The 22331-nt window shown below is 59.4% G+C and carries 23 protein-coding genes; 8 read left to right on the top strand and 15 right to left on the bottom strand.

Going from position 1 to position 22331, the window contains the following annotated elements; translation table 11 throughout:
- Window position 1: 1 nt before the first annotated feature.
- Window positions 2-1729 carry a tetratricopeptide repeat protein gene (locus AC1MEA_RS03035; protein ID WP_480916654.1) on the bottom strand — a complete coding sequence of 576 codons (1728 nt, stop codon included), beginning with the start codon at window positions 1727-1729 and terminating at the stop codon, window positions 2-4.
- Window positions 1730-1956: 227 nt separating this feature from the next.
- Here AC1MEA_RS03035 and hemA point away from each other — a divergent pair, with 227 nt between their 5' ends.
- From hemA to AC1MEA_RS03005, 6 genes are all read left to right on the top strand, one after another.
- Window positions 1957-3234 carry a glutamyl-tRNA reductase gene (gene hemA / locus AC1MEA_RS03030; RefSeq protein WP_219063481.1) on the top strand — a complete coding sequence of 426 codons (1278 nt, stop codon included), beginning with the start codon at window positions 1957-1959 and terminating at the stop codon, window positions 3232-3234.
- Window positions 3231-4313: a peptide chain release factor 1 gene (prfA, locus tag AC1MEA_RS03025; protein WP_480916653.1), complete on the top strand. Its 1083-nt coding sequence runs from the start codon at window positions 3231-3233 to the stop codon at window positions 4311-4313. The genes hemA and prfA overlap by 4 nt, the downstream gene beginning before the upstream one ends.
- Window positions 4314-5156 carry a peptide chain release factor N(5)-glutamine methyltransferase gene (gene prmC / locus AC1MEA_RS03020; protein WP_219063483.1) on the top strand — a complete coding sequence of 281 codons (843 nt, stop codon included), beginning with the start codon at window positions 4314-4316 and terminating at the stop codon, window positions 5154-5156.
- Window positions 5150-5905, top strand: coding sequence for a molybdopterin-synthase adenylyltransferase MoeB (locus tag AC1MEA_RS03015; RefSeq protein WP_480916651.1), 756 nt, complete (start codon window positions 5150-5152; stop codon window positions 5903-5905). The genes prmC and AC1MEA_RS03015 overlap by 7 nt, the downstream gene beginning before the upstream one ends.
- Entirely contained in the window at window positions 5898-6698 is an 801-nt protein-coding gene (gene murI, locus AC1MEA_RS03010; protein ID WP_219063485.1) for a glutamate racemase, read from the top strand. Before AC1MEA_RS03015 ends, murI begins: the two co-directional genes overlap by 8 nt.
- A gap of 118 nt (window positions 6699-6816) precedes the next feature.
- Window positions 6817-7335 carry an acyloxyacyl hydrolase gene (locus tag AC1MEA_RS03005; RefSeq protein ID WP_219063486.1) on the top strand — a complete coding sequence of 173 codons (519 nt, stop codon included), beginning with the start codon at window positions 6817-6819 and terminating at the stop codon, window positions 7333-7335.
- Window positions 7336-7350: 15 nt separating this feature from the next.
- Here the strand turns inward: AC1MEA_RS03005 and AC1MEA_RS03000 are convergent, their stop codons facing one another.
- From AC1MEA_RS03000 to AC1MEA_RS02945, 12 genes are all read right to left on the bottom strand, one after another.
- Window positions 7351-7665, bottom strand: a complete 315-nt coding sequence (locus AC1MEA_RS03000; protein WP_480916650.1) for a YkgJ family cysteine cluster protein — start codon at window positions 7663-7665, stop codon at window positions 7351-7353.
- Window positions 7666-7750: 85 nt separating this feature from the next.
- Window positions 7751-8260, bottom strand: a complete 510-nt coding sequence (locus AC1MEA_RS02995) for a DUF2878 domain-containing protein (protein WP_480916648.1) — start codon at window positions 8258-8260, stop codon at window positions 7751-7753.
- Window positions 8253-9515, bottom strand: coding sequence for a class I SAM-dependent methyltransferase (locus tag AC1MEA_RS02990; protein ID WP_480916646.1), 1263 nt, complete (start codon window positions 9513-9515; stop codon window positions 8253-8255). The genes AC1MEA_RS02995 and AC1MEA_RS02990 overlap by 8 nt, the downstream gene beginning before the upstream one ends.
- A complete protein-coding gene (locus AC1MEA_RS02985; protein WP_480916644.1) occupies window positions 9502-10302 on the bottom strand; it encodes a DUF1365 domain-containing protein in 801 nt (266 codons plus the stop codon). The genes AC1MEA_RS02990 and AC1MEA_RS02985 overlap by 14 nt, the downstream gene beginning before the upstream one ends.
- The gene (locus AC1MEA_RS02980) at window positions 10299-11546 is read right to left on the bottom strand and encodes an NAD(P)/FAD-dependent oxidoreductase (protein ID WP_480916642.1); all 1248 of its coding nucleotides are present in this window, start codon (window positions 11544-11546) and stop codon (window positions 10299-10301) included. The genes AC1MEA_RS02985 and AC1MEA_RS02980 overlap by 4 nt, the downstream gene beginning before the upstream one ends.
- The gene (locus AC1MEA_RS02975; RefSeq protein WP_480916640.1) at window positions 11543-12331 is read right to left on the bottom strand and encodes an SDR family NAD(P)-dependent oxidoreductase; all 789 of its coding nucleotides are present in this window, start codon (window positions 12329-12331) and stop codon (window positions 11543-11545) included. Before AC1MEA_RS02975 ends, AC1MEA_RS02980 begins: the two co-directional genes overlap by 4 nt.
- On the bottom strand, window positions 12328-12750 hold the full coding sequence (locus AC1MEA_RS02970) for a nuclear transport factor 2 family protein (protein ID WP_480916638.1): 423 nt from the start codon (window positions 12748-12750) through the stop codon (window positions 12328-12330). The genes AC1MEA_RS02975 and AC1MEA_RS02970 overlap by 4 nt, the downstream gene beginning before the upstream one ends.
- Entirely contained in the window at window positions 12743-14188 is a 1446-nt protein-coding gene (gene phrB / locus AC1MEA_RS02965; protein ID WP_480916637.1) for a deoxyribodipyrimidine photo-lyase, read from the bottom strand. Before phrB ends, AC1MEA_RS02970 begins: the two co-directional genes overlap by 8 nt.
- Window positions 14189-14197: 9 nt before the next feature.
- Entirely contained in the window at window positions 14198-15148 is a 951-nt protein-coding gene (locus AC1MEA_RS02960) for a MerR family transcriptional regulator (protein WP_480916636.1), read from the bottom strand.
- A gap of 3 nt (window positions 15149-15151) precedes the next feature.
- Window positions 15152-16117, bottom strand: a complete 966-nt coding sequence (locus AC1MEA_RS02955) for a YbgA family protein (RefSeq protein WP_219063496.1) — start codon at window positions 16115-16117, stop codon at window positions 15152-15154.
- 173 nt (window positions 16118-16290) lie between these two features.
- Window positions 16291-16506 (bottom strand): TIGR02450 family Trp-rich protein, encoded by a 216-nt coding sequence (locus tag AC1MEA_RS02950; protein ID WP_480916634.1) that lies wholly within the window; start codon window positions 16504-16506, stop codon window positions 16291-16293.
- The gene (locus AC1MEA_RS02945) at window positions 16503-17489 is read right to left on the bottom strand and encodes an NAD(P)/FAD-dependent oxidoreductase (RefSeq protein ID WP_219063498.1); all 987 of its coding nucleotides are present in this window, start codon (window positions 17487-17489) and stop codon (window positions 16503-16505) included. Before AC1MEA_RS02945 ends, AC1MEA_RS02950 begins: the two co-directional genes overlap by 4 nt.
- Before the next feature lie 272 nt (window positions 17490-17761).
- Here AC1MEA_RS02945 and AC1MEA_RS02940 point away from each other — a divergent pair, with 272 nt between their 5' ends.
- Together AC1MEA_RS02940 and hemH are read left to right on the top strand one after the other, a co-directional pair.
- Window positions 17762-18664 carry a TIGR01777 family oxidoreductase gene (locus tag AC1MEA_RS02940; protein WP_480916632.1) on the top strand — a complete coding sequence of 301 codons (903 nt, stop codon included), beginning with the start codon at window positions 17762-17764 and terminating at the stop codon, window positions 18662-18664.
- 13 nt (window positions 18665-18677) lie between these two features.
- Complete coding sequence (hemH, locus tag AC1MEA_RS02935) at window positions 18678-19703, top strand: ferrochelatase (protein WP_480916631.1); 1026 nt, start codon at window positions 18678-18680, stop codon at window positions 19701-19703.
- A 705-nt stretch (window positions 19704-20408) separates the two neighbouring features.
- Here hemH and AC1MEA_RS02930 read toward each other — a convergent pair.
- Both AC1MEA_RS02930 and upp read right to left on the bottom strand, forming a co-directional pair.
- Window positions 20409-21686 (bottom strand): uracil-xanthine permease family protein, encoded by a 1278-nt coding sequence (locus AC1MEA_RS02930; protein ID WP_449635325.1) that lies wholly within the window; start codon window positions 21684-21686, stop codon window positions 20409-20411.
- On the bottom strand, window positions 21686-22324 hold the full coding sequence (upp, locus tag AC1MEA_RS02925) for a uracil phosphoribosyltransferase (protein WP_219063502.1): 639 nt from the start codon (window positions 22322-22324) through the stop codon (window positions 21686-21688). The genes AC1MEA_RS02930 and upp overlap by 1 nt, the downstream gene beginning before the upstream one ends.
- Between the last annotated feature and the right edge of the window lie 7 nt (window positions 22325-22331).

Genomic DNA, 22331 nt, shown 5'->3' with positions numbered 1-22331 from the left:
ATTAGAGAGTCTCAGATCCGGTCAGGCGCCGCAGAGTGCTGCGCAAAATAGGGCTATCAGGTTGTTGCTCGAGGGCTTTGCTCCATACTTTCCGGGCTTCGCGCTGCTTGCCGTTGGCCCACAATACTTCGCCCAGGTGAGCGGCGACTTCGTGGTCCGGGAAGCGTTCCAGCGCCTGACGCAGCAGGCGTTCGGCTTCATCGAGGTTGCCCAGGCGGTAATTTACCCACCCCAGACTGTCGAGTACGGCCGGGTCTTCCGGGTTCAGTGTGTGCGCTCGTTCGATCAGAACCTTGGCTTCGGCGTAGCGCGTTGTGCGGTCTGACAGGGTGTAGCCCAAGGCATTCAAGGCCATGGCGTTGTCAGGCTCGCGCTTGATAATCGCGCGCAGGTCTTTTTCCATTTGCGACAGGTCGTCGCGTTTTTCCGCGAGCATGGCCCGGGTATACAGCAGGTTCAAGTCGTCGGGATACTGCTTCAACGCCTGTCCCAACACTTGCCAGGCTCGATCACTCTGGTTGTTGTTTGCCAGGGTTTCGGCTTCGATCAGGTACAGCTGAATCGCATAGTCGGGCTGCGCTTCGCGTGCAGTAGCCAGGCGTTTCGAGGCTTCGGCCACGCTGCCGTTGCTCATCAGTATGTCGCTTTGGCGCAGTTGCGCCGGCAGGTAGTCATTGCCGGGGCCGACCTGGGCATATTCGGCCAGGGCGTTTTGCGGATCGTTGCGCTCTTCGTAGACACGGCCGAGGTTCAGGTGCGCCGAGTCAACGTGGCTGCCGCGAGCGATCAGGTCTTCCAGGTAGCCGACGGCTTCATCCCAGGCTTTGGCCTCAAGGCAAACCAGCGCCAGCGAATAACGCAACTCGTCGTCATCCGGGAACTGTTGCACCAGACTGGAGAACTCGACTTTGGCGTCGTCCATGCGGTTCTGTTCGACCAGCATGCGGGCATAGGTCAGGCGCAGGCGTTTGTCGTCCGGGTATTGGCGAATGCTTTTTTCCAGGATCGGCAAGGCCTCTTTGCCTCGGTCCATGCCCTGCAGGAGGCGGGCGCGCAGCAGGATAGGGGTCACGTCGCCATCGTTGGCCGGATTGTCTTCCAGCAGTTTCAGGGCGCCTTGGGCATCACCGTTCTGCTGGAGGAGCAAGGCTTTGCCGAAGATCAGCTGGCCGTTTTTCGGGTATTTCTTGAGCAGGCGATCAAAGCTGGTCAGCAGACCGTTGCGCGTATCTGCATCGGTTTCGGCGGCAGACAGCGCCAAAAAGTCAAAATGCGTATCGCCCTGTCCCTGCAGGACCTTCTCCATGTACGCCATGGAGTCGTCGTAACGTCCGGCACGGGCCAATTGAATCGCCGCCGCGCGTTGTGCTTCAAGATTGGTCGGGTCGTTTTTCGCCCAGATCAGCGAGGTATCCAGCGCTGCCTGATCGGCGCCCACGTACTCGGCAATGTGGAAGGCGCGTTCGGAAACCCCTGGATCCTGAGTATTGATCGCTTGGGTGACGTAGTTATCCAGCGCGATGTCGAATCGGTTGCGCTGACCTGCCAGCTCCGCACTCAACAGGCTGAACACTGTGTCTTCGGTGAACGAGCTATAAACCTGCGGCTTGGGGGCAGGTGCGGGCGTCGTGTCTGCGGCCGGTGGCGTAGCATCCGGTGAAACGGGGGCTATAGCCTGGCAACCGTTCAGAAAGACAAAGGCGAGAAATAACGCGGAGGATCTATTCATATATAGGGAGAGGGCGACTTACCTGCGGTCGGATCATCATGACACAAGCCTAGGAGCAAACCCACAGCCCATGCGAAAACTACTCAGTTGGCCTTCTTTGGGGTCAAAACACGCCCGATAAACGGCTTCAAGTGAGCCGCTCTATTCGGACAATATTCTGCGGTGGTTGTTCTCACTCTGGCGAAGTAGGACAATTGCCGGCTTCACGTCACCATCAGCGACCTTGAATGGCCTTCCTTGCACTTGGTATTAACCATAAGACTGCTTCAGTAGACGTCCGCGAGCGCGTGGCATTTACGCCTGAGCAGTTGGTTGAGGCCTTGCAGCAGCTCTGCCGTCTAACCGACAGCCGCGAAGCTGCGATCCTCTCGACTTGTAACCGTAGCGAACTGTACATCGAACAGGACCACCTGGCGTCCGATGCCATACTGCGCTGGCTGGCCGATTATCATCACCTGAGCCTGGACGAACTGCGCGCCAGTGCTTACGTGCATGAAGATGAGGCGGCCGTTCGTCACATGATGCGGGTGGCCTCAGGGCTTGACTCGCTGGTGCTCGGCGAGCCACAGATTCTCGGCCAGATGAAGTCTGCGTACGCCGTTGCGCGGGAAGCGGGGACCATTGGCCCGCTGCTGGGCCGGTTGTTCCAGGCCACCTTCAACGCTGCCAAGCAGGTGCGCACCGATACCGCCATCGGTGAAAACCCGGTGTCGGTGGCGTTTGCTGCCGTCAGCCTGGCCAAGCAGATTTTCAGTGATTTGCAGCGCAGCCAGGCATTGTTGATTGGCGCGGGCGAAACCATCACGCTGGTTGCCCGGCATCTGCATGATCTGGGCGTGAGGCGTATCGTGGTGGCCAACCGTACCTTGGAGCGGGCCAGTATTCTGGCCGCGGAGTTCGGTGCCCACGCGGTTTTACTGTCCGATATTCCGGCTGAGCTGGTCAAAAGCGACATCGTGATCAGTTCCACCGCCAGTCAGTTGCCGATCCTGGGCAAGGGCGCGGTGGAAAGCGCCTTGAAGCTGCGCAAGCACAAACCGATCTTCATGGTCGATATTGCGGTGCCTCGCGATATCGAACCGGAAGTCGGCGAGCTGGACGACGTTTACCTCTACAGCGTCGATGACCTGCACGAAGTGGTCGCCGAGAACCTCAAGAGTCGCCAGGGCGCTGCGCAAGCGGCTGAAGAGCTGGTGAGTCTGGGTGCCGATGAGTTCATGTTGCGCCTGCGAGAGCTGGCGGCAGTGGATGTGCTTAAGGCCTATCGTCAACAAAGCGAGCGCCTGCGTGACGATGAATTGCTCAAAGCCCAACGCATGTTGGCCAACGGCAGCAGCGCCGAAGACGTGCTGGTGCAATTGGCGCGAGGGCTGACCAACAAATTGATGCATGCTCCAAGCGTGCAGTTGAAAAAGCTGTCTGCCGAAGGTCGCCTCGATGCGTTGGCCATGGCCCAAGAACTTTTTGCCCTCGGTGAGGGCTCGACGGATAAACCCCCGCAATGAAAGCTTCACTGCTCAATAAGCTGGACATCCTCAATGATCGTTTTGAGGAACTGACCGCACTGCTGGGTGATGCCGAAGTCATTTCCGAGCAAACCAGGTTTCGCGCCTATTCCCGGGAGTACGCCGAAGTAGAGCCTATTGTCGTGACCTACAACCAGTTGCTCAAAGTGCAGGGCGATCTGGAAGGTGCACAGGCGCTGCTCAAGGACAGTGACCCGGACATGCGTGAAATGGCCGTCGAGGAAGTCCGCGAAGCCAAAGAGCAACTGGTCGAGCTGGAACGTCAGCTGCAACGCATGCTGTTGCCCAAGGACCCGAACGACGGGCGCAATGTGTTCCTCGAAATTCGTGCGGGAACCGGTGGCGACGAGGCCGCTATTTTCTCCGGCGACCTGTTTCGCATGTACTCACGCTACGCTGAACGTCGCGGCTGGCGCGTGGAAATTCTGTCGGAAAACGAAGGCGAGCATGGCGGCTATAAAGAAGTCATTGCGCGCGTCGAAGGCGATCACGTCTACGGCAAATTGAAATTCGAGTCCGGTGCCCATCGCGTGCAGCGCGTCCCGGAAACCGAATCCCAGGGGCGTATTCATACGTCTGCCTGCACCGTGGCGGTATTGCCTGAGCCCGATGAGCAACAAGTCATCGAGATCAACTCATCCGATTTGCGTGTCGACACGTACAAGTCCTCCGGCGCCGGTGGTCAGCACGTGAACAAGACCGACTCGGCAGTGCGCATTACTCACCTTCCGACCGGCATCGTTGTCGAATGCCAGGAAGAGCGGTCCCAGCACAAGAACCGGGCCCGGGCGATGTCCTGGCTGTCGGCGAAACTCAACGATCAGCAAACCAGCGCGGCGGCCAATGCCATCGCCAGCGAGCGTAAATTGCTGGTGGGGTCGGGTGATCGCTCCGAACGAATTCGGACCTACAACTTTCCTCAGGGTCGTGTGACGGACCATCGGGTCAACTTGACGCTGTATTCCCTTGATGACGTTATGGCTGGTGGAGTCGATGCAGTGATCGAACCGTTGCTGGCCGAGTTCCAGGCTGATCAACTTGCGGCATTGGGTGAGTAAATGACTATTATCGCCAGCGTGTTAAGAGCCGCCGAGCTGCCGGATTCGCCGACCGCGCGCCTGGATGTGGAGTTGTTGTTGGCTGCCGCCCTGGGCAAGCCCCGTAGCTATCTGCACACCTGGCCCGAACGGATTGTCAGCAGCGAAGCGGCGCAGGTGTTTGCCTCCTATCTGCAACGCCGTCGTGCGGGCGAGCCGGTGGCCTATATTCTGGGCCAGCAAGGGTTCTGGAAGCTGGACCTGGAAGTGGCGCCACACACGCTGATCCCGCGTCCCGACACCGAACTGTTGGTCGAAGCAGCGCTCGAACTGCATGCGGCAACGCCTGCTCTGGCGCCTGTCACCGTGCTTGATCTGGGCACAGGCACCGGCGCCATTGCCCTGGCGCTGGCCAGTGAACGTCCGGCCTGGAACGTAACGGCTGTAGATCGCATCCTTGAAGCCGTTGCGTTGGCCGAGCGCAATCGTCAGCGCCTGCACCTGAACAACGCCACGGTGCTGAACAGCCATTGGTTCAGCGCGCTTGAAGGTCAGCGTTTCGACATGATCATCAGCAACCCTCCTTATATTGCCAGCGCGGATCCGCATCTGGCGGCAGGAGACGTACGTTTCGAACCGAGCAGTGCCTTGGTGGCGGGCGTCGACGGGTTGGACGATCTGCGCGTCATCATTACCCAGGCGCCGCAGTACCTCGATGTTGGCGGTTGGCTGTTGCTTGAACACGGTTACGATCAAGCCGCCGCCGTGCGCGACCTGATGGCAAACCAAGGCTTTGAACGCGTGCACAGCCGCAAGGATTTGGGCGGCCACGAGCGTATTACTCTTGGGCGCCTCCCGTGCTGACCGACCAGGAACTGTTGCGCTACAGTCGACAGATTCTGTTGCAGCACGTGGATATCGACGGTCAGTTGCGCCTCAAACACAGCCGGGCGTTGATTGTCGGCCTCGGTGGCCTGGGTTCTCCTGTGGCTCTGTATCTGGCTGCTGCCGGTGTCGGCGAGTTGCATCTGGCCGACTTCGACACCGTGGACCTGACCAATCTGCAACGGCAGATCATCCATGACAGCCACAGCGTCGGGCAGAGCAAGGTCGATTCGGCTATTGAACGCCTGACCGCGATCAATCCCGAGGTGAAACTGATCGCTCATCGCAGCGCACTGGATGCCGACAGCCTGGCTGCTGCGATAGCCGATGTTGACGTGGTACTCGATTGCTCTGACAACTTTTCCACCCGCGAAGCGGTAAATGCGGCGTGTGTCGCGGCGCGTAAGCCGCTGGTCAGTGGTGCAGCGATTCGCCTGGAAGGGCAATTGTCGGTGTTCGATCCACGGCGCGATGACAGCCCGTGTTATCACTGCCTGTACGGGCATGGCAGCGAAGCTGAACTGACGTGCAGCGAAGCCGGTGTCCTCGGGCCATTGGTGGGTCTGGTCGGCAGCCTGCAAGCACTCGAAGCGCTGAAGCTGTTGGCCGGGTTTGGCGAGCCGTTAGTGGGGCGTTTGCTATTGATCGACGCGTTGACCAGTCGCTTTCGCGAGTTGAGGGTCAAGCGCGATCCAGCCTGCAGTGTGTGCGGTCTTGTCCATGACTAACACCCATGAAGCGCCGATTGGGGTCTTTGATTCCGGAGTGGGCGGTTTATCGGTGCTGGGTGAGATTCGCAGCCTGTTACCCAACGAGTCCCTGCTGTATGTGGCCGATTGCGGCAACGTTCCTTATGGCGAGAAAACCCCCGAGTTCATTCGCCAACGCTGTGCGGTGATTGCCGATTTTTTCCAGAAGCAGGGCGCCAAAGCACTGGTGCTGGCCTGCAATACCGCGACGGTGGCAGGCGTTGCTGATTTACGCGAACGCTATCCTGACTGGCCTATCGTCGGCATGGAGCCTGCCGTCAAACCGGCAGCAGCGGCCACCCGTAGCGGTGTGGTGGGCGTGCTGGCGACCACAGGTACCTTGCAGAGCGCCAAGTTTGCGGCCTTGCTCGACCGGTTTGCACTCGATGTGCGGGTCGTCACCCAGCCGTGTCCTGGTTTGGTCGAGCTGATCGAAACCGGCGATCTGGTGAGCCCGACGATCAGCAGCTTGTTGCGCAGCTATGTCGAGCCTTTACTGGCTGCGGGCTGCGACACCATTATTCTCGGCTGCACGCACTATCCTTTCCTGAAGCCACTGCTGCGCCAAATGGTCCCGGAGTCGATCAGCCTGATTGATACGGGCGGCGCAGTCGCCCGGCAACTTCAGCGGTTATTGACCCAGCGCGAGTTACTGGCGACGGGGCCGGCTCAAGAAACGCAGTTCTGGACCAGTGCAGATCCGGAAAATTTCAGAAAAATCCTACCGTTGCTATGGAAGTCGTCTGGCTGTGTGCGATTCTTCCCTCAGTAAAAAAAACCACGAAGAGCTCAGTTTTGAGCTGAACTGACGTGTAACGGCGAATGTTTATAAAATGTCGGTGGATAAGTAAAAAATTTCTACAACTGCATTCGAAAATAGGATGTTTCTGATGAAGCGACTGTTTTGTTTGGCTGCGATTGCGGCCGCACTCATGGGGCAAAGTGTTATCGCTGAAGCGGCGGGCGTCGAGTTATCGGTCGGTCAGACCGGCGAGTCGACAATGACCTATCGCTTGGGCTTACAGTTTGATTGGGATAAAAGCTGGTTACAGAGTGACGTGGGTCGCCTGACAGGCTACTGGAGCGGGGGTTACACCTACTGGGCCGGCCGCCACGGCTCCAGTAACAACAGCCTGTCGTTCTCGCCGGTATTGGTTTATGAGTTCGCGGGTCAAAACGTCAAGCCGTACGTGGAAGCAGGTATCGGCGTCGCGGTGTTTTCCGGCACTCGGGTAGAAGATCAGCAGTTGGGCACGTCTTTTCTGTTCGAAGACCGGCTTGGGTTTGGTCTGCGCTTTGCTGGAGGGCATGAGGTCGGGGTTCGTGCGACGCACTATTCCAACGCCGGGCTCAACGACGTCAACTCCGGTGTAGAAAGTTACGCCCTGCACTACACGATGCCCTTCTAACGGCGTGATGCCGTTTCAGAGATACGCCGTGGCAATCCCACGGCGTTCATTCAGGCAATCCGCTTCGCCTGTCTCGAACTCGCGGCAAATCAGCGGGCGTTTTTCATAGATGCTGCACATCATGGTGTTGCGATCCAGCGCCGCGCACCAGCCGTCATCCAGACGCAACATGACCTCGCCGCCCCAATCGTCGGTATCGATGTAACGTTCAGGCACGCCGGTATCGGTGATCAGCATCACTTCCAGCTGGCAGCAACAGGCTGCGCAGGTCGAACACGTGACGGCCGGTTCTGCGTCGATGGGGGTCAATGGAATGTTGGTGGTTGTCATAGGCGCGCAGTGTATGCCAGTGCGCAGCACCCGTGTGAATCCCCTGACAGAACACCGCCTTTTGCACGTCTGCGTGGGACTGCATTTATTCGCGAAGGCTGCGTGTCAGGCGCAGAAAATGTGCCAGACCTTGCAGCAACGGAAACAAAACGGCCCAGATCAGCCCCAGCAACAACAGGCTGGGCCACACCCCCAATGGCAAATGAACCCCCGCCATCTGCGAACCTGCGCAGTACGACAGCGGTCCGCCGACGGCGCCGAGCAGGCTGGCGCGCCACCAGGGTTTGGCGGTCCAGGCCAGGCAGTGATTGAGCGTGGTCGCCAATACGGCCCACAACACGATCAACCACAGCGGGATTAACGGCCCGCCGCTGTCGAAACCGAATACACCCAGCGTCTGCAAGGCACTGTCGAGCAAGGTGCCGACCAGCGTCACGCTGATCAGCAGTTTGCCTTCCGCCTGCCATGAACTTATCCACAGCAGATGCACGCACAACACGCCCGCCGCGATCAGCAACCACAGGCTGTTACCGCCCAGTACGCAGGCGAACCAGCCAATCTGGAACAGCAGCGCGTTGGCCAGCTGTTTATGCATCGAAACGCCCGAGTAACGGTTGCGGTAGCGCGTCGGGTTTGGCCAGCAGTAATTGCGCTGTACCGATGGTCCGTTCAAGGAAGCCACCTTCGCAGTAGCACAGGTAAAACTCCCACAGCCGCAGGAAGTAATCGTCGTAGCCCAACTCCGTCAAGTAGCCGTGGGCGTGACGAAAGTTGTCGTGCCACAGGCGCAGGGTTCGCGCGTAGTGCAGGCCGAAATCCTCCATGTGCAGCATGTTCATGTCGGTGTCACGGCCGACGATCTCCAGCATCCGTTGCACCGACGGTAAAGCGCCGCCGGGGAAAATGTAACGCTGGATAAAATCGACGCTATTTTTGGCTTGCTCGTAACGTTGCTCGCGGATGGTGATCGCTTGCAGCAGCATCAGCCCATTGTTTTTCAGCAGCTGCGCGCACTGTTTGAAATAGGTGGGTAAAAACCGATGGCCCACCGCTTCGATCATTTCAATGGACACCAGTTTGTCGTATTGGCCGGTCAGGTCGCGGTAGTCCTTGAGCAGCAGGGTCACCTGGTCCTTTAAGCCCATCTTGGCAATGCGCTTCTCGGTGTAAGCGAATTGCTCTTTTGACAGGGTAGTGGTGGTGACTTTACAGCCGTAATATTGCGCCGCATAAATGGCCATGCTGCCCCAGCCCGTGCCGATTTCCAGTAAATGATCGGTGGGTTTGAGGTCGAGTTTCTGACAGATACGCTCCAGTTTGTTCAGTTGCGCCTGTTCCAGGGTGTCATCTGGACTGAGGAACTGCGCCGCGGAATACATCATGGTCGGGTCGAGGAACTGTTCGAACAGCTCATTGCCGAGGTCATAGTGGGCCTCGATGTTTTTCTGCGACCCTTTGCGCGTATTGCGATTGAGCCAATGCAGGGCCTGAATGAAGGGTCGCCCCAGTTTGGCCAGACCACCCTCCATGGCGTCGAGGACTTCCATGTTGCTGACGAAGACCCTGATCACCGTGGTCAGGTCGGGCGTGCTCCAGTAACCGTGGATAAACGCCTCGCCCGCGCCGATCGAGCCGTTGCTGGCGATCATGCCCCAGACGGCGGGGTCGAGAATATGGATCTGCGCTTGCTGTACGGCACCGGTCGCGCCGAATACCTGACGCTCGTCGCCCTCGATGACCACCAGTTGCCCACGCTGCAATCGGGCAAGCTGGCGCAATACGCCGCGCCGCAGAATACCCGCTGTGAGGCTGTTGGTGCTCAAGCTGGCCGATACGCTACTGCTTTTCATGGCGAGATTCCTTGGGTTGCACGGCGGCAATGCGGTAGGCGCCGTCGGCGGCCTGATGAGAGTAAATCGGCATTCGTTTGATCAGCAGGCGCAATGCTTGCCAATAGATCGCCAGGCAGGTTTTGGCGGTCATCCACGGAAATTCGAGCAAATGACGATGCAGGCTGGCGCGGCTCAGGGCCTGGCGTTGCAGGTTGAGCGTGGCGTCGAACACCTTGAACTCGCCCTGCCAGTCGGCCATGTGCACGCCGAGCTTTTCGGTCGGCGGGCTGAAGCTCATGCGGTATTCCAGATCGCGTGGCAGAAACGGAGAAACGTGGAAGGCCTTGGCCACCGCAAAGTGCTGATGGCCTGTTCCGTTGGCCGGCAGGATGTAGTGATAACGCTCGCGCCACGGCGTATTACTGACCTCGCAGAGGATCGCGGCCAGTCGGCCGTCGCTCTCGTGGCAATAGAAAAAACTCACCGGGTTGAACGCCAGGCCCCAACTGCGGGCTTGGGTCAGCAGGCAAATCGAGCCTTGGGGTGTGTGGCCCAGGGCGGCACCGACCAGCTCACGCACTGCATCGATCAGGGGCACGCCGCGCCCGGTGTAGGCGTGCAGGTAGTCGCTTTGGCGAAACGAAAACGGCGCAAAACGGCTGCTGCCGGCCAGAGGTGACAGGCCAAGCACTGCGTCTTGTTCGTCCAGGTCCAGATACAGCAGGCCGATCCGATAACGGAAGTCATGGGGTTTGGGCGAAAACCGCCGATGGGCGATCCAGCCGCTGTACAGGGCGCTGTTCACAGCGATTCACCGAAGGCCTGGGCCACTCGCAGGCCACTGACCACGCCATCTTCATGAAAACCGTTGGCCCAGTAAGCGCCGCAATAATAGGTGTGTTTGTCGCCATGCAGTTCTTCCCAGCGCGCTTGCGCCGCAACGGCGGCCAGGCTGTATTGCGGGTGCGCATAGCGGTAGCGAGCGAGGATCTTGCTCGGGTCGATGGCGGCGGTCTGGTTCAGGCTCACGCAAAACCGGGTGTCGCTGTCGATCCCTTGCAGGATGTTCATGTCGTATGTCACGGCCGCGAGGTGCTGGCCAGCACTGCCCAGGCGGTAGTTCCAGCTGGCCCAGGCCAACGGACGCTTGGGCAACAACTGGATATCGGTGTGCAGCACCACATCATTGTCGGCGTAGGGCAGCGCGCCGAGGATGTCCTGTTCGGCCAGGCTCGGTTGTGCCAGCAGACGCAGGGCTTGATCGCTGTGACAGGCAAATACCACCTTGTCAAAACGCTCGCTGCCTGCTGCGCTGTGGATCAACACACCTTCGTCATCGCGCTCGACTCGGGTTACAGGGCAGTTGAGGCGAATTTTTTCGCGAAACGAGGCGGTCATGGGTTCGATGTAACGGCTTGATCCGCCTTCGACCACACACCACTGCGGCCGGTTACTGACAGAGAGCAGGCCGTGATTCTTGAAGAACCGAACAAAAAATTGCAGGGGAAACGAGAGCATGTCGGCCAATGACATCGACCAGATCGCAGCCCCCATCGGCACGATGTAATGCTCGGTGAAACGTTGCCCGTAACCCCCGGTTTTCAGGTAGTCGCCGAGAGTTGTATCGGCGGCAATACGCTGGCTGTACAGATCGTTCAGCGCTTCGCGGTTGAAGCGCAGGATGTCGCGCAACATCCCCCAGAACGAGGGCGAACAGAGGTTGCTGCGCTGAGCAAACAGGCTGTTGAGGGTATTGCCGTTGTACTCGGTGCCCGAAACAGGGTCGCACACCGAAAAGCTCATTTCCGTGGCCTTGAAGGTCACGCCCAGCGTGGTCAGCAAGCGAATGAAATTCGGGTAGGTCCAGTCGTTGAACACGATGAAGCCGGTATCAATGGCGTGCTGTTGGCCGTTGACGGTCACGTCCACGGTATGGGTGTGGCCACCAATCCAGTCAGCCGCTTCAAACACACTGATCTCGTGGTTGCGATTGAGCAAATACGCGGTGGTCAGCCCCGCGATGCCACTGCCAATGATCGCGACTTTCATGGGGTGTTCCTCTCCGCGCTCGATGAGCGAACCATGCATTTGCCAAGCGCGAGTTGCAGGCGTGTGGGCAGTAGCGCCAGTAGGCGCAGGGTGAAAATGAATGCGGCAGGGAAGGCGATCTCCAGGGGCCGGCGCGGGCGTTGAAGGCGTTCGGCAATGTGCCGGGCGGCCTTGTCCACGGGCCAGCGCATAGGCATGGGGAAATCGTTTTGGGCGGTCAGTGGTGTGTCGACAAAGCCTGGGCTGACGAGGGTCACGTCGATGCCTTCGTGGGCCAGGTCAATGCGCAAGGCTTCGAACAGATAACGCAGGCCTGCCTTGGACGCGCCGTAGGCTTCCGCGCGGGACAGTGCCAGGTAGGTCACTGAGCTGGAGACGGCCACGAGGTGCGGTTTTCTACCCTGGCGCAGCAGTGGCAGCGCTTCCTGGACGCAGTAACTGCTGGCCAGCAGATTGGTCCGCACCACGCGCTCGATCACGGCGGCATCGAACTGTTTGCAGTCGACATATTCACAGGTGCCAGCATTCAGGATCACGGTATCCACGGAACCCCATACCTGACCAATGCGCTCGCCGATGGCCTTGACCTGTTCGCTGTCGGTGATGTCGCCGGGCGCCAGCAGAACCTGTCGTGGGTAACGTGCATCAAGGGCCTCTAGCGGCCCCAGCGTGCGGGCAGTCAGGGCCAGTCGGTGGCCAGACTTGAGCAGTTCTTCGGCCAGCGCCAGACCGATGCCACTGCTGGCGCCGGTCAGCCAGATACGTCGTGCGTCAGGATGCGTCATACCAGTCTCCTTTTTAGCCAGGCGATGGCCCGTCCCATGACCGGCACGTGCTCATAGAGCAGGGCGCCAGCGTCGAAGAAGTCGCGGTGCTGGTAAACCTTGTCGTGCCATAGCAAGTGTGAGCAGCCCTCAACCCGGATCAGCTGACCGGCATTTAATCGCGGGTGACAAAAACTCATGGTCCAGCGCAGGTAGCCTTTGCCTTCGCCTATTTGATCGAACGCATAGAAATCGAAGCGCAGTTGGCTGACGTTGGTGTACAGCTCGCTGAAATACCGACGTACATCCTTGAGGCCATGAACGGCATGCAAGGGGTCGGTAAACACCACATCGTCGCTGTACAGCTCGCCAAGCCGATCCAGGTTGTGCTTATCCAGTGCGGCAAAGCGCTGGGCGAACTGGCGCAGAAAGTCACTCATAGCCGCCACCCACAGGCTGTCGATGCGGCAGGCCTTTAAAGGCAGCCAGTGCACGTTCGCGGCTTGCTCTCAAATCAACCATGGGTTTCGGGTAGTCGCCCACGCCGAACAGCCCGCCCATGGCCGCCGGGTTGTGGATATCCTTTTTGTTCAGATCCTCCAGTTCAGGCAGCCAGCGCTTGATGAAGCGACCTTCACCGTCGAATCTCTCCGACTGGCTGAGAGGGTTGAATATCCGGAAGTAAGGCGCCGAGTCGGTACCCGTGGACGAACTCCATTGCCAGCCGCCGTTGTTTGCCGCCAGATCACCGTCAATCAAGTGCTGCATGAAAAACCGCTCACCCAGGCGCCAATCGATCAGCAGGTTTTTGGTCAGGAACATGGCGACGACCATCCTTAGCCGGTTGTGCATCCAGCCTGTTTCCAGCAGTTGGCGCATGGCGGCATCAATAATGGGCAGGCCGGTGCGGGCTTCTTGCCACGCCGCCAATTCTTCAGGCGCGTCGCGCCACGGCACGGCTTCGGTTTCCGGGCGAAAGGCGCGGTGCCGGGAAACCCGTGGGGAGCCGACCAAGGTATGTTTGTAGAATTCACGCCAGAGCAGTTCGTTGATCCAGGTGACGCAGCCGACGTTGCCGGTTTCGAATTCGCCGTGGTTGCTCATCAGCGCGGCGTGCAGGCATTGGCGGGGAGATATCACCCCGGCAACAAGGTACGCAGACAGCTGGCTGGTGCCCGGTTTTGCCGGAAAATCCCGTTCGCTCTGGTAGTAACCGATCTGTTCGTCAGTGAAGGCTTCAAGACGCCGACGCGCCTCGTCTTCTCCTGCGGGCCAAAGCGTGCGCAACGCCGCTGTCGGTGGGGCGAAACCCTCGACATGGTGCGGCACGGCATCACTGTGGATGCCCAGCCTGTGTTGCGCTTCAGGCGCATGGACCAGACTCGGCATGGCTTCGTGCAGGCGCGAATAGCAGACTCTGCGGAACTGACTGAAGACCTGGAAATAACTACCGGCTTTGGTCAGGACGCTGCCGGGCTTGAACAGCAACTGATCCAGGTAGCGGTAGACATTAATCCCGGCCTGTTCCAGGGCTTCGGTGACGGCGCGATCCCGATTCGTTTCATTGATGCCGTATTCGTCATTGAGGTTCAGGCCCTCGATGGTGTGCTCTTTGCACAGATCGAGCAGCACCTTGGGCACCTGGTCCCAGGTGTCGGCATGACGGATCAACAGCGGCACATTCAGTGCGTCCAGCGCCTTACCCAGCTCAACCAGGTTGCGCAACCAGAAGTCGACCTTGCAGGCGGCATCGTCATGGGCCTGCCACTGCCCAGGGCTGATCAGGTACACCGCCACCGTCGGGCCGCGCTCCATGGCGGCGGTCAAGGCGGTGTTGTCGTGCAGGCGCAGGTCGCTGCGCAGCCAAATCAGTTGCATGGTCGTTCCTTAGATGAGCCCGAGTTGGTGCAGCGCGGTTTGGGCTGACAGGGGATCTTCGGCGAGGGTCAATCCGTCGATCTCAGTGGTAGATACGGACAGCTCGGCAAAGTGGATGCATACCGTGGGTCCGGTCAGCAGCTTGGGGCAGGCGATGTTGCTCAAAAGCTTGGGCAATTGGCTGAGGTTCAGTGCCTTGCTGGAATACAGCAGCAGGGCGCGGGCCTGCAGGTACTCCACCGCGAGCGCCAACTCGCCGTTCGGCAGCGGCCAATCGAAGACCTGCACCGGGCAATCGGCGCTGCTGATCAGCCAGGCAGTCAGCCACAGGTGCGGCTCCAGTGGCAGGTCGGACTGATTGACCAGTAACAGAGGAGCGCCGCTGAGTTGGCGGTTGTTGTAGTAGATCCGTGCCCCCAGCTTGCTGCGCAGCCACGAGTAAAAAAACACGCGCTCCAGCTGCGCGCCGAACTGTCCCTGCCAGCGCTGTTCCAGCTCTGCCAGCAACGGCAGCAAAAGCTGCTCGCAAAGGGTGCGAGGCGGGTACAGCGCCATGGCCTGATTGACGGTTTCGTCGACCTTGCGTTCGTCCAGTTGGCTGATCGCTTGCATCAACGCCTGGCGCAACGTGTCCCAGTCGTTTTCAGGGTTGTTCGCGACCGGCTGTGGAGTGTCGAGCAGGTGTTTGACCTGGCTGACCGAGACGCCCCGGTTGAGCCACGTCAGGATCGTCAGGATGCGTTGCACATGCTCGGCCGAATACAGGCGATGGCCTTTGGGCGTGCGCTGTGGCACCACCAGTCCGTAGCGCCGTTCCCATGCGCGCAGGGTGACGGCGTTGACCCCGGTTTGCCGGGCGACTTCACGGATCGGCAACCAGCCCTGTTCCAGCGCCAATGCGTAGGCATCGGGCCCGGATTCCGGGGCATCGTCGAGTGCATCGCAGCTAGAGTCGTTCATGGGTTAGATCGCATTTCGCAGGCTGAGATTTTCCGGGTGCGGTTGCAGGTAAATCTGCTGGGCCACGTACGGGTCGGGGTTCTGGCGCAAGTGATGCTTGAGCAAGGTCAAGGGCACCACCAGCGGCACGATGCCTCGGCGGTATTGAGCAATCAGGCGCTGCATTTCCTGGCTGTCCCCGGGGCTCATGGTTTTTTTGAAATAGCCGTTGAGGTGCTGCAGGACATTGGTGTGGGTGCCACGGGTGGCGCATTTTTTCAGCGCGCTCATCAACGCGCTGAAGTAGCGCGGGCCGACTTCATTCGGATCGGCTTTGGCCATGGAACCAAGCATTTTCCCCAGCACCCTGTACTGCGCCGGGTGGTTGGCCATCAGTTGGTATTTGTAGCGCGAGTGGAATTCGGTCAGCCCGCGACGGGTCAGCCCGTTGCGCAGCAAGGCTTGCCAGTCGGCGTAGGCAAACACGCGGGTGATGAAGTTTTCTCGCAGCACCGGGTCATTCAGGCGACCGTCTTCTTCCACCGGCAGATTCGGGTGCCGAGCGCAAAAAGCCTGGGCATAAATCCCGCGCCCGCCGTCCGTTGCCGGTACGCCGTTGTCCTGGTAGACCTTGACCCGCTCCAGACCGCATGAGGGGGACTTTTGCATAAAGATGTAGCCGCAGATGTCGTCCATTTCGGTCGCCATGTGCGTGCCGTAATCTGCCAGCGCCTGGGTCACGTTCAATTCGCTGTGCACGCTGCCGACCGCCTGTGGATTAGCGGGGTCACCGATCAGGCGAATGGCTTCGCGGGGAATGCCCATGCCAATGGCCACTTCCGGGCAGGCCGGTACGAAGTCGAAATGCTCATTCAGGCTGCGGGTACACAGGTGCGACTCTTTGTGGCCGCCGTTAAAACGCACTTCGACGCCCATCAGGCAGGCGCTGACGCCGAGCTTCGGTTTGTGGATGGCGGGGGTGCTGGTCATAACGAACCTCTGAGCTGGACTTGTACAGATACTGTTTTCTGTACAACTTAGGTCCATCATAGGTTCGCGCTTGTACAAGTCAAATTATTTGTACAGGAATTGTCACGGATTGGCAGAAAGAGGGCTTCCGTGACGAGGTCAGGCGAGGGTGAGGAGAGGTGTTCGGCGCGGCGCTATTTCCAGCCGAGATACCAGGCTTCAGTGTTTTGCAGGGTTTGCCAGGGAAAGCGTTCACTGCGCTGGGTGAGCACGGCTTGCAATTCGATATCCAGGACGTTGCCTTCTTCGTCGCAGAACAGTTCGGTGACCAGAAAATGCTTTTCACGGTGTTGAGGATGGGCTGCTGTCCACTTGGACAGCAGCAATTTACGCGGATTGAAGCGGTTCATTCCAGATGCTCGATCAGTCGGCGCGCGGCCTCTTGACCGCTGAGCCATGCACCTTCGACACGGCCCGACAGGCACCAGTCGCCACACACATACAAACCCAGATCCGAGTCGGACAATGCGCCCCATTCGTGCGCGGTTGCCGGGCGTGCGTACAGCCAGCGGTGTGCCAGCGTGAACGCGGGGGCGGGCATGGCGCAGCCGACCAGTTCAGCGAAGGCTCCGTGCAATTGTTCGATCACGGCTTCCTTGGGCATGTCCAGGTGCTGCTTGCTCCAGGCGCTGGTGGCATGCAAAACCCAGGTGTCGAGTGCGCTGTCACGTCCCGGTTTGCTGCGGTTGCGGGCCAGCCAGTCAAGCGCGCTGTCCTGCACGAAGCAGCCCTCCATCGGGGTTTGCAGGGGGGTGTCGAACGCCAGTGCCACGGCCCAGGTCGGCTCCATCTGCACACCGGCAGCGACGCCAGCGAGTTTCGGCGCGGCGGCCAGCAAGGTTGTCGCTTGCGGTGCGGGCGTGGCGATGACCACGTGGCTGAAGGGGCCGTAGGTAATGCCGTCGGCGTCCTGCAGATTCCAGTGTTCTTCGCCGCGAAAGACTTCAGTGATCCGGCAAGAGAAGGTGACCGGCAGATCGCCGCGCATCGCTCGGGTAATCGCGCTCATGCGCGGGGTGCCGACCCAGCGCACTTGTTCATCCGGCGACGGACTGAGCTTGCCTGCGTGGTAGTTGTAGAGCAATGGCTTCCATTCAGCGACGTGGCCTTTGGTTTGCCATTGCTGAACCGCGTCGACGAAGCGGCGGTCGCGAGCAGTGAAATACTGCGCGCCCAGATCCAGAGAGCCTGCATCGCTGCGCTTGCTGGACATTCGGCCGCCACTGCCGTGGCTTTTATCGAAAAGATGAACCGCATGCCCGGCGGCGTGCAGGGCTTGGGCGGCGGAGAGTCCGGCGATGCCGGTGCCGATGATTGCGATGGGTACAGTCATAGGGGCCTCGTTTACCTTGTCCGTACAGACTACGCCGTAGTTAAAACCTGTACAATATTGTTTTTTGGTATAACTTGCTGCCTCGTGCTGATCGTACGGCTCGACAGCTTGAGTCTGGCGCCCTGATGGGTTCTTTCAACTACCCGAACGGGTCATGCAGCGTCACCGTTTTCAGGGGTAGCCTATTGTTAGGTCAACGGCGGCGAGTAAAAGCGCCGGGCTGTAATTAATAGACTAACGATTTGCGACGAACGCCACGCGAGGGAGATGTCATGCACATATTGCTGACCGGCGGTACTGGTTTGATAGGACGTCAACTCTGCAAGCACTGGCGGGCTCAAGGTCATCAGCTCACCGTCTGGAGTCGAAGGCCTGGAGAGGTCGGTAAACTCTGCGGCGATTCGGTCCGCGGCATTGCGCGTCTTGACGAGTTGGGGGCCGAACCGGTTGATGCGGTGATCAATCTGGCAGGCGAGCCGATTGCCGACAGGCTCTGGACCCGCAAGCGCAAGTTACTGCTGTTGAGCAGTCGCATCGGCCTCACCGAACAGTTGCTCGCGTGGCTGGAACGGCGTGAACAAAAACCTCAGGTGTTGATTTCTGGCTCGGCGGTGGGCTGGTATGGCGATGGTGGCGAGCGTGAGCTGGACGAAGACGCGCAGCCAGTCATCCGGGATTTTGCCAGCCAGTTGTGCGAAAGCTGGGAAGAGACCGCGCAACGTGCGGAAGAGCTGGGCATCCGTGTGGTGATTGTGCGCACGGGGTTGGTGTTGGCCAATCCCGGTGGCTTTTTGCAGCGCCTGTTGCTGCCGTTCAAACTCGGTCTGGGCGGGCCCATCGGCAATGGCCGGCAATGGATGTCGTGGATTCATTTGCGCGATCAAGTTGCGCTGATTGATTTTCTGTTGAACCAGCCTGACGCCCGAGGTCCTTATAATGCCTGCGCGCCACACCCGGTGCGTAATCGCGAATTCGCCAAGACGCTGGCTGACGTGCTGCACCGTCCAGCGTTCATGCCATTGCCGGCCCCTGTGTTGCGCGTGCTGATGGGCGAAATGTCCGAGATGTTGCTGGGTGGTCAGCGCGCGCAACCAGGGCGATTACAAGCGGCAGGTTTCACTTTCCAATTCACTGATCTGCACGCGGCCCTGGATAATTTACTGGGTCGCCACTGAAATAGGATGTTGCATGACCGATCACGCGCTGTTGCTGGTCAATCTGGGTTCACCGGCGTCGACCAAGGTGGCGGATGTCCGCAGCTACCTGAATCAATTTTTGATGGACCCCTATGTTATTGACCTGGCTTGGCCCATTCGGCGCTTGCTGGTGTCACTGATCCTGGTCAAGCGTCCCGAGCAGTCGGCGCATGCCTACGCCTCGATCTGGTGGGACGAAGGTTCGCCGCTGGTGGTGCTGAGTCAGCGTTTGCAAAAAGCCATGGTCAAGGAGTGGATCCAAGGTCCGGTCGAGCTGGCTATGCGGTATGGCGAGCCGTCAATCGAGACGATGCTCACACGGCTGGCGGCCCAGGGTATTCAGAAGGTGACGCTGGCACCGCTGTACCCGCAGTTTGCCGACAGCACCGTGACGACGGTGATCGAAGAGGCAAAGCGAGTCGTGCGGGCGAAACACCTGAAGCTACAGTTTTCGGTGCTGCAACCCTTTTACGACCAACCCGAATACATTGATGCGCTGGCGGAGCATGTCCGGCCGCATTTGCAGCAGGAACATGACCATCTGCTGCTGAGCTTCCACGGCCTGCCAGAGCGGCATTTGCACAAGCTTGATCCGACCGGCAATCATTGTTTCAAGGGTTCTGATTGCTGCCAGATGGCGTCTGCGGAAGTGCTTGCCACATGCTATCGCGCTCAATGCCTGCGCACGGCGGCGCTGTTCGCTGAGCGTTTGGGCTTGCCTGAGGGCAAATGGTCGGTGTCGTTTCAGTCACGGCTGGGCCGGGCCAAGTGGATCGAACCGTACACCGAGGCACGACTTGAAGACTTGGCGCAGCAGGGGGTCAAAAAGATCCTGGTGATGTGCCCGGCGTTTGTCGCTGATTGCATCGAGACCCTGGAAGAAATCGGCGATCGCGGCCGCGAGCAATTTCGCGAAGCCGGTGGCGACGACTTGGTCCTGATCCCTTGTCTCAATGATGACCCGAATTGGGCAGCGGCGCTGAATACGCTGTGTGAGCGGGCGCCGTTGATGCTTTGATGGGCGAGATATGTGGGGTGGGCTCCGTCTTCGACGCCGCGCTGTCGCGCAGCAAACTGGGTGTTTGGTTCACTCTGAATTCCCGTGGGAGGCTTGCAACTATGCGTCCCGCGGCGAAAGCGTTGGATAAGGTTCAAATACTCCGCAAGTCATGACGCTCTTTGTTACACGACGGGCCTCTTCGCAGGCAAGCCTGCTCCTACAGGGTTTTGATCTGCCTTTGGGATTTGGTGTGAATTGCCTATCGAATTACGGCCAGGCCCCTTTTCCAGAAGGCCGAACGCAGGCGTTGCGCAGGGGGTAACGAGGCAAGGATGCCGAGTAAGCCGCACGGGGCCAGGGACGGCCCCTTGCGGCGACCCCGGAGCAACGCTGGAGCGAGGGAAATCCTCGCCTAAGCGAGGATCCGTATGGAGGGGCAAAGCGTTTTGGCGGGACCTTTTTGGCGTTTGAAAAAGGTTCCTCGCTGTAAAAGCGAAACCATAATTCCAGCAACCACACATGCCGGATATACACCCAAGACAAAGCGCCAACGCATTTTATTAAATAATAAAAATCTGTTTGATAGGCGCGGACTCATTCGCGAAAGGCTTAACGCGGAGCAGCAGGATTACCGTAGCAGCCCATTCGCGAATGAATTCACTCCCACATAACCTGCACAAAGAGTGTGCCTTGCGCAGTCCCTTGCGGGAGCGAAGCGAAAAACTAAAGCATCTCCTCCAGCTTCTTCTTGTGCTTCCAGCTGTCATTGCCTGGCAGCAACAGGTTCAGCGCAATCGCGACCACGGCACACAGGGCAATGCCCTTGAGGCCGAAGTCGTCAGGGCCGGAGCCTGTACCGATCAATACCCCGCCAATACCAAACACCAGCGTCACCGACACAATCACCAGATTGCGCGCTTCGGCGAGGTCGACTTTGTGCCGGATCAGGGTGTTCATCCCCACCGCCGCGATTGAGCCGAACAGCAGGCAGAGAATCCCGCCCATCACCGGAATCGGGATGCTTTGCAGCAACGCACCGAACTTGCCGATGAAGGCCAGGCTGATGGCGAATATCGCCGCCCAGGTCATGATCTTCGGGTTGTAGTTTTTGGTCAGCATCACCGCGCCCGTGACTTCGGCGTAGGTGGTGTTCGGTGGCCCGCCAAACAGGCCGGCCGCTGTTGTCGCAATACCATCACCGAGCAGTGTGCGATGCAGGCCTGGCGTCTTCAGGTAATCACGCCCGGTCACGCTGCCGACCGCAATCACCCCGCCGATATGCTCGATGGCCGGTGCCAGGGCAACCGGAACGATGAACAGAATCGCCTGCCAGTTGAACTCCGGTGCGGTGAAATGGGGAAGAGCCAGCCAAGGGGCGGCGGCAATTTTCGCGGTATCGACCACGCCGAAGTAGAACGCCAGAGCAAAGCCGACCAGGACCCCGGAGATAATCGGCACCAGACGAAAAATCCCTTTGCCGAATACAGCAACGATCACGGTGGTCAGCAGGGCTGGCATCGAGATCAACATCGCGATGCGATAAGGGATCAGTTCCGCGCCGTCACCGCCTTTGCCCATGGCCATGTTCGCGGCAATCGGCGCCATGGCCAGACCAATCGAGATGATCACCGGACCGATCACCACCGGTGGTAACAAACGGTCGATAAAACCGGTGCCTTTGACCTTCACTGCCAGGCCCAGGAACGTGTAAACGAAGCCCGCCGCCATCACGCCGCCCATGGTCGCTGCCAGGCCGAACTGCCCCTTGGCGAGAATGATCGGGGTGATGAAGGCGAAGCTTGATGCCAGGAATACGGGCACCTGACGTCGGGTCACGATCTGGAACAGCAGGGTGCCAAGCCCGGCGGTGAACAATGCGACGTTAGGATCGAGCCCGGTGATCAGTGGCATCAAGACCAATGCGCCGAAGGCCACAAACAGCATTTGTGCCCCCGATAGAACCGTACGCCAGAGTGGATCGTTGAACTCATCCGGCTTCATCAGGCGTCCTTCTGCTTGGTGCCGAATATTTTGTCGCCGGCATCGCCCAGGCCCGGAATGATGTAGCCGTGTTCGTTGAGGCATTGATCGATGGACGCGGTGTAGATCATCACGTCAGGGTGCGCTTTATCCACGGCAGCGATGCCCTCTGGCGCGGCAACCAGGACCATGGCGCGGATTTCCTTGCAGCCGGCTTTTTTCAGCAGGTCGATGGCGGCGATCATGGAGCTGCCGGTGGCCAGCATCGGGTCGATGATCATCGCCAGACGCTCGTTGATTTCCGGGACCAGCTTTTCCAGATAGGTATGCGCTTGCAGGGTTTCTTCGTTGCGGGCCAGGCCCACGGCGCTGACCTTGGCGCCCGGAATCAGGCTGAGTACACCGTCGAGCATGCCGATGCCGGCGCGCAGGATCGGTACCACCGTGATTTTCTTGCCAGCGATTTTCTCGACCTGCACAGTGCCGGCCCACCCCTGGATTTCATAGTTTTCCAGCGGCAGGTCTTTGGTCGCCTCGTAGGTGAGTAGCGCACCGACTTCCTGAGCAAGCTCGCGGAAGTTCTTCGTGCTAATGTCAGCCCGGCGCATAAGGCCGAGTTTGTGGCGGATCAGCGGATGGCGGATCTCACGGATAGGCATAAGGAAA

This window comes from Pseudomonas sp. ASL8, assembly GCF_056680355.1.
The sequence above is the reverse complement of the archived record's forward strand: the minus strand, read 5'-3'. Positions and strand labels throughout refer to the sequence as shown.

Coding starts and splice junctions, on each gene's coding strand:
- hemA (WP_219063481.1), top strand. CDS start 1,957: ATGGCCTTCCTTGCACTTGGTATTAACCATAAGACTGCTTCAGTAGAC.
- hemH (WP_480916631.1), top strand. CDS start 18,678: ATGACCGATCACGCGCTGTTGCTGGTCAATCTGGGTTCACCGGCGTCG.
- AC1MEA_RS03005 (WP_219063486.1), top strand. CDS start 6,817: ATGAAGCGACTGTTTTGTTTGGCTGCGATTGCGGCCGCACTCATGGGG.
- AC1MEA_RS02960 (WP_480916636.1), bottom strand. CDS start 15,148: ATGAACGACTCTAGCTGCGATGCACTCGACGATGCCCCGGAATCCGGG.
- prfA (WP_480916653.1), top strand. CDS start 3,231: ATGAAAGCTTCACTGCTCAATAAGCTGGACATCCTCAATGATCGTTTT.
- AC1MEA_RS02970 (WP_480916638.1), bottom strand. CDS start 12,750: ATGAGTGACTTTCTGCGCCAGTTCGCCCAGCGCTTTGCCGCACTGGAT.
- AC1MEA_RS02980 (WP_480916642.1), bottom strand. CDS start 11,546: ATGAAAGTCGCGATCATTGGCAGTGGCATCGCGGGGCTGACCACCGCG.
- AC1MEA_RS02995 (WP_480916648.1), bottom strand. CDS start 8,260: ATGCATAAACAGCTGGCCAACGCGCTGCTGTTCCAGATTGGCTGGTTC.
- phrB (WP_480916637.1), bottom strand. CDS start 14,188: ATGCAACTGATTTGGCTGCGCAGCGACCTGCGCCTGCACGACAACACC.
- AC1MEA_RS02955 (WP_219063496.1), bottom strand. CDS start 16,117: ATGACCAGCACCCCCGCCATCCACAAACCGAAGCTCGGCGTCAGCGCC.
- AC1MEA_RS02940 (WP_480916632.1), top strand. CDS start 17,762: ATGCACATATTGCTGACCGGCGGTACTGGTTTGATAGGACGTCAACTC.
- murI (WP_219063485.1), top strand. CDS start 5,898: ATGACTAACACCCATGAAGCGCCGATTGGGGTCTTTGATTCCGGAGTG.
- AC1MEA_RS02990 (WP_480916646.1), bottom strand. CDS start 9,515: ATGAAAAGCAGTAGCGTATCGGCCAGCTTGAGCACCAACAGCCTCACA.
- prmC (WP_219063483.1), top strand. CDS start 4,314: ATGACTATTATCGCCAGCGTGTTAAGAGCCGCCGAGCTGCCGGATTCG.
- AC1MEA_RS02975 (WP_480916640.1), bottom strand. CDS start 12,331: ATGACGCATCCTGACGCACGACGTATCTGGCTGACCGGCGCCAGCAGT.
- AC1MEA_RS02930 (WP_449635325.1), bottom strand. CDS start 21,686: ATGAAGCCGGATGAGTTCAACGATCCACTCTGGCGTACGGTTCTATCG.
- AC1MEA_RS02945 (WP_219063498.1), bottom strand. CDS start 17,489: ATGACTGTACCCATCGCAATCATCGGCACCGGCATCGCCGGACTCTCC.
- AC1MEA_RS02950 (WP_480916634.1), bottom strand. CDS start 16,506: ATGAACCGCTTCAATCCGCGTAAATTGCTGCTGTCCAAGTGGACAGCA.
- upp (WP_219063502.1), bottom strand. CDS start 22,324: ATGCCTATCCGTGAGATCCGCCATCCGCTGATCCGCCACAAACTCGGC.
- AC1MEA_RS03035 (WP_480916654.1), bottom strand. CDS start 1,729: ATGAATAGATCCTCCGCGTTATTTCTCGCCTTTGTCTTTCTGAACGGT.
- AC1MEA_RS03000 (WP_480916650.1), bottom strand. CDS start 7,665: ATGACAACCACCAACATTCCATTGACCCCCATCGACGCAGAACCGGCC.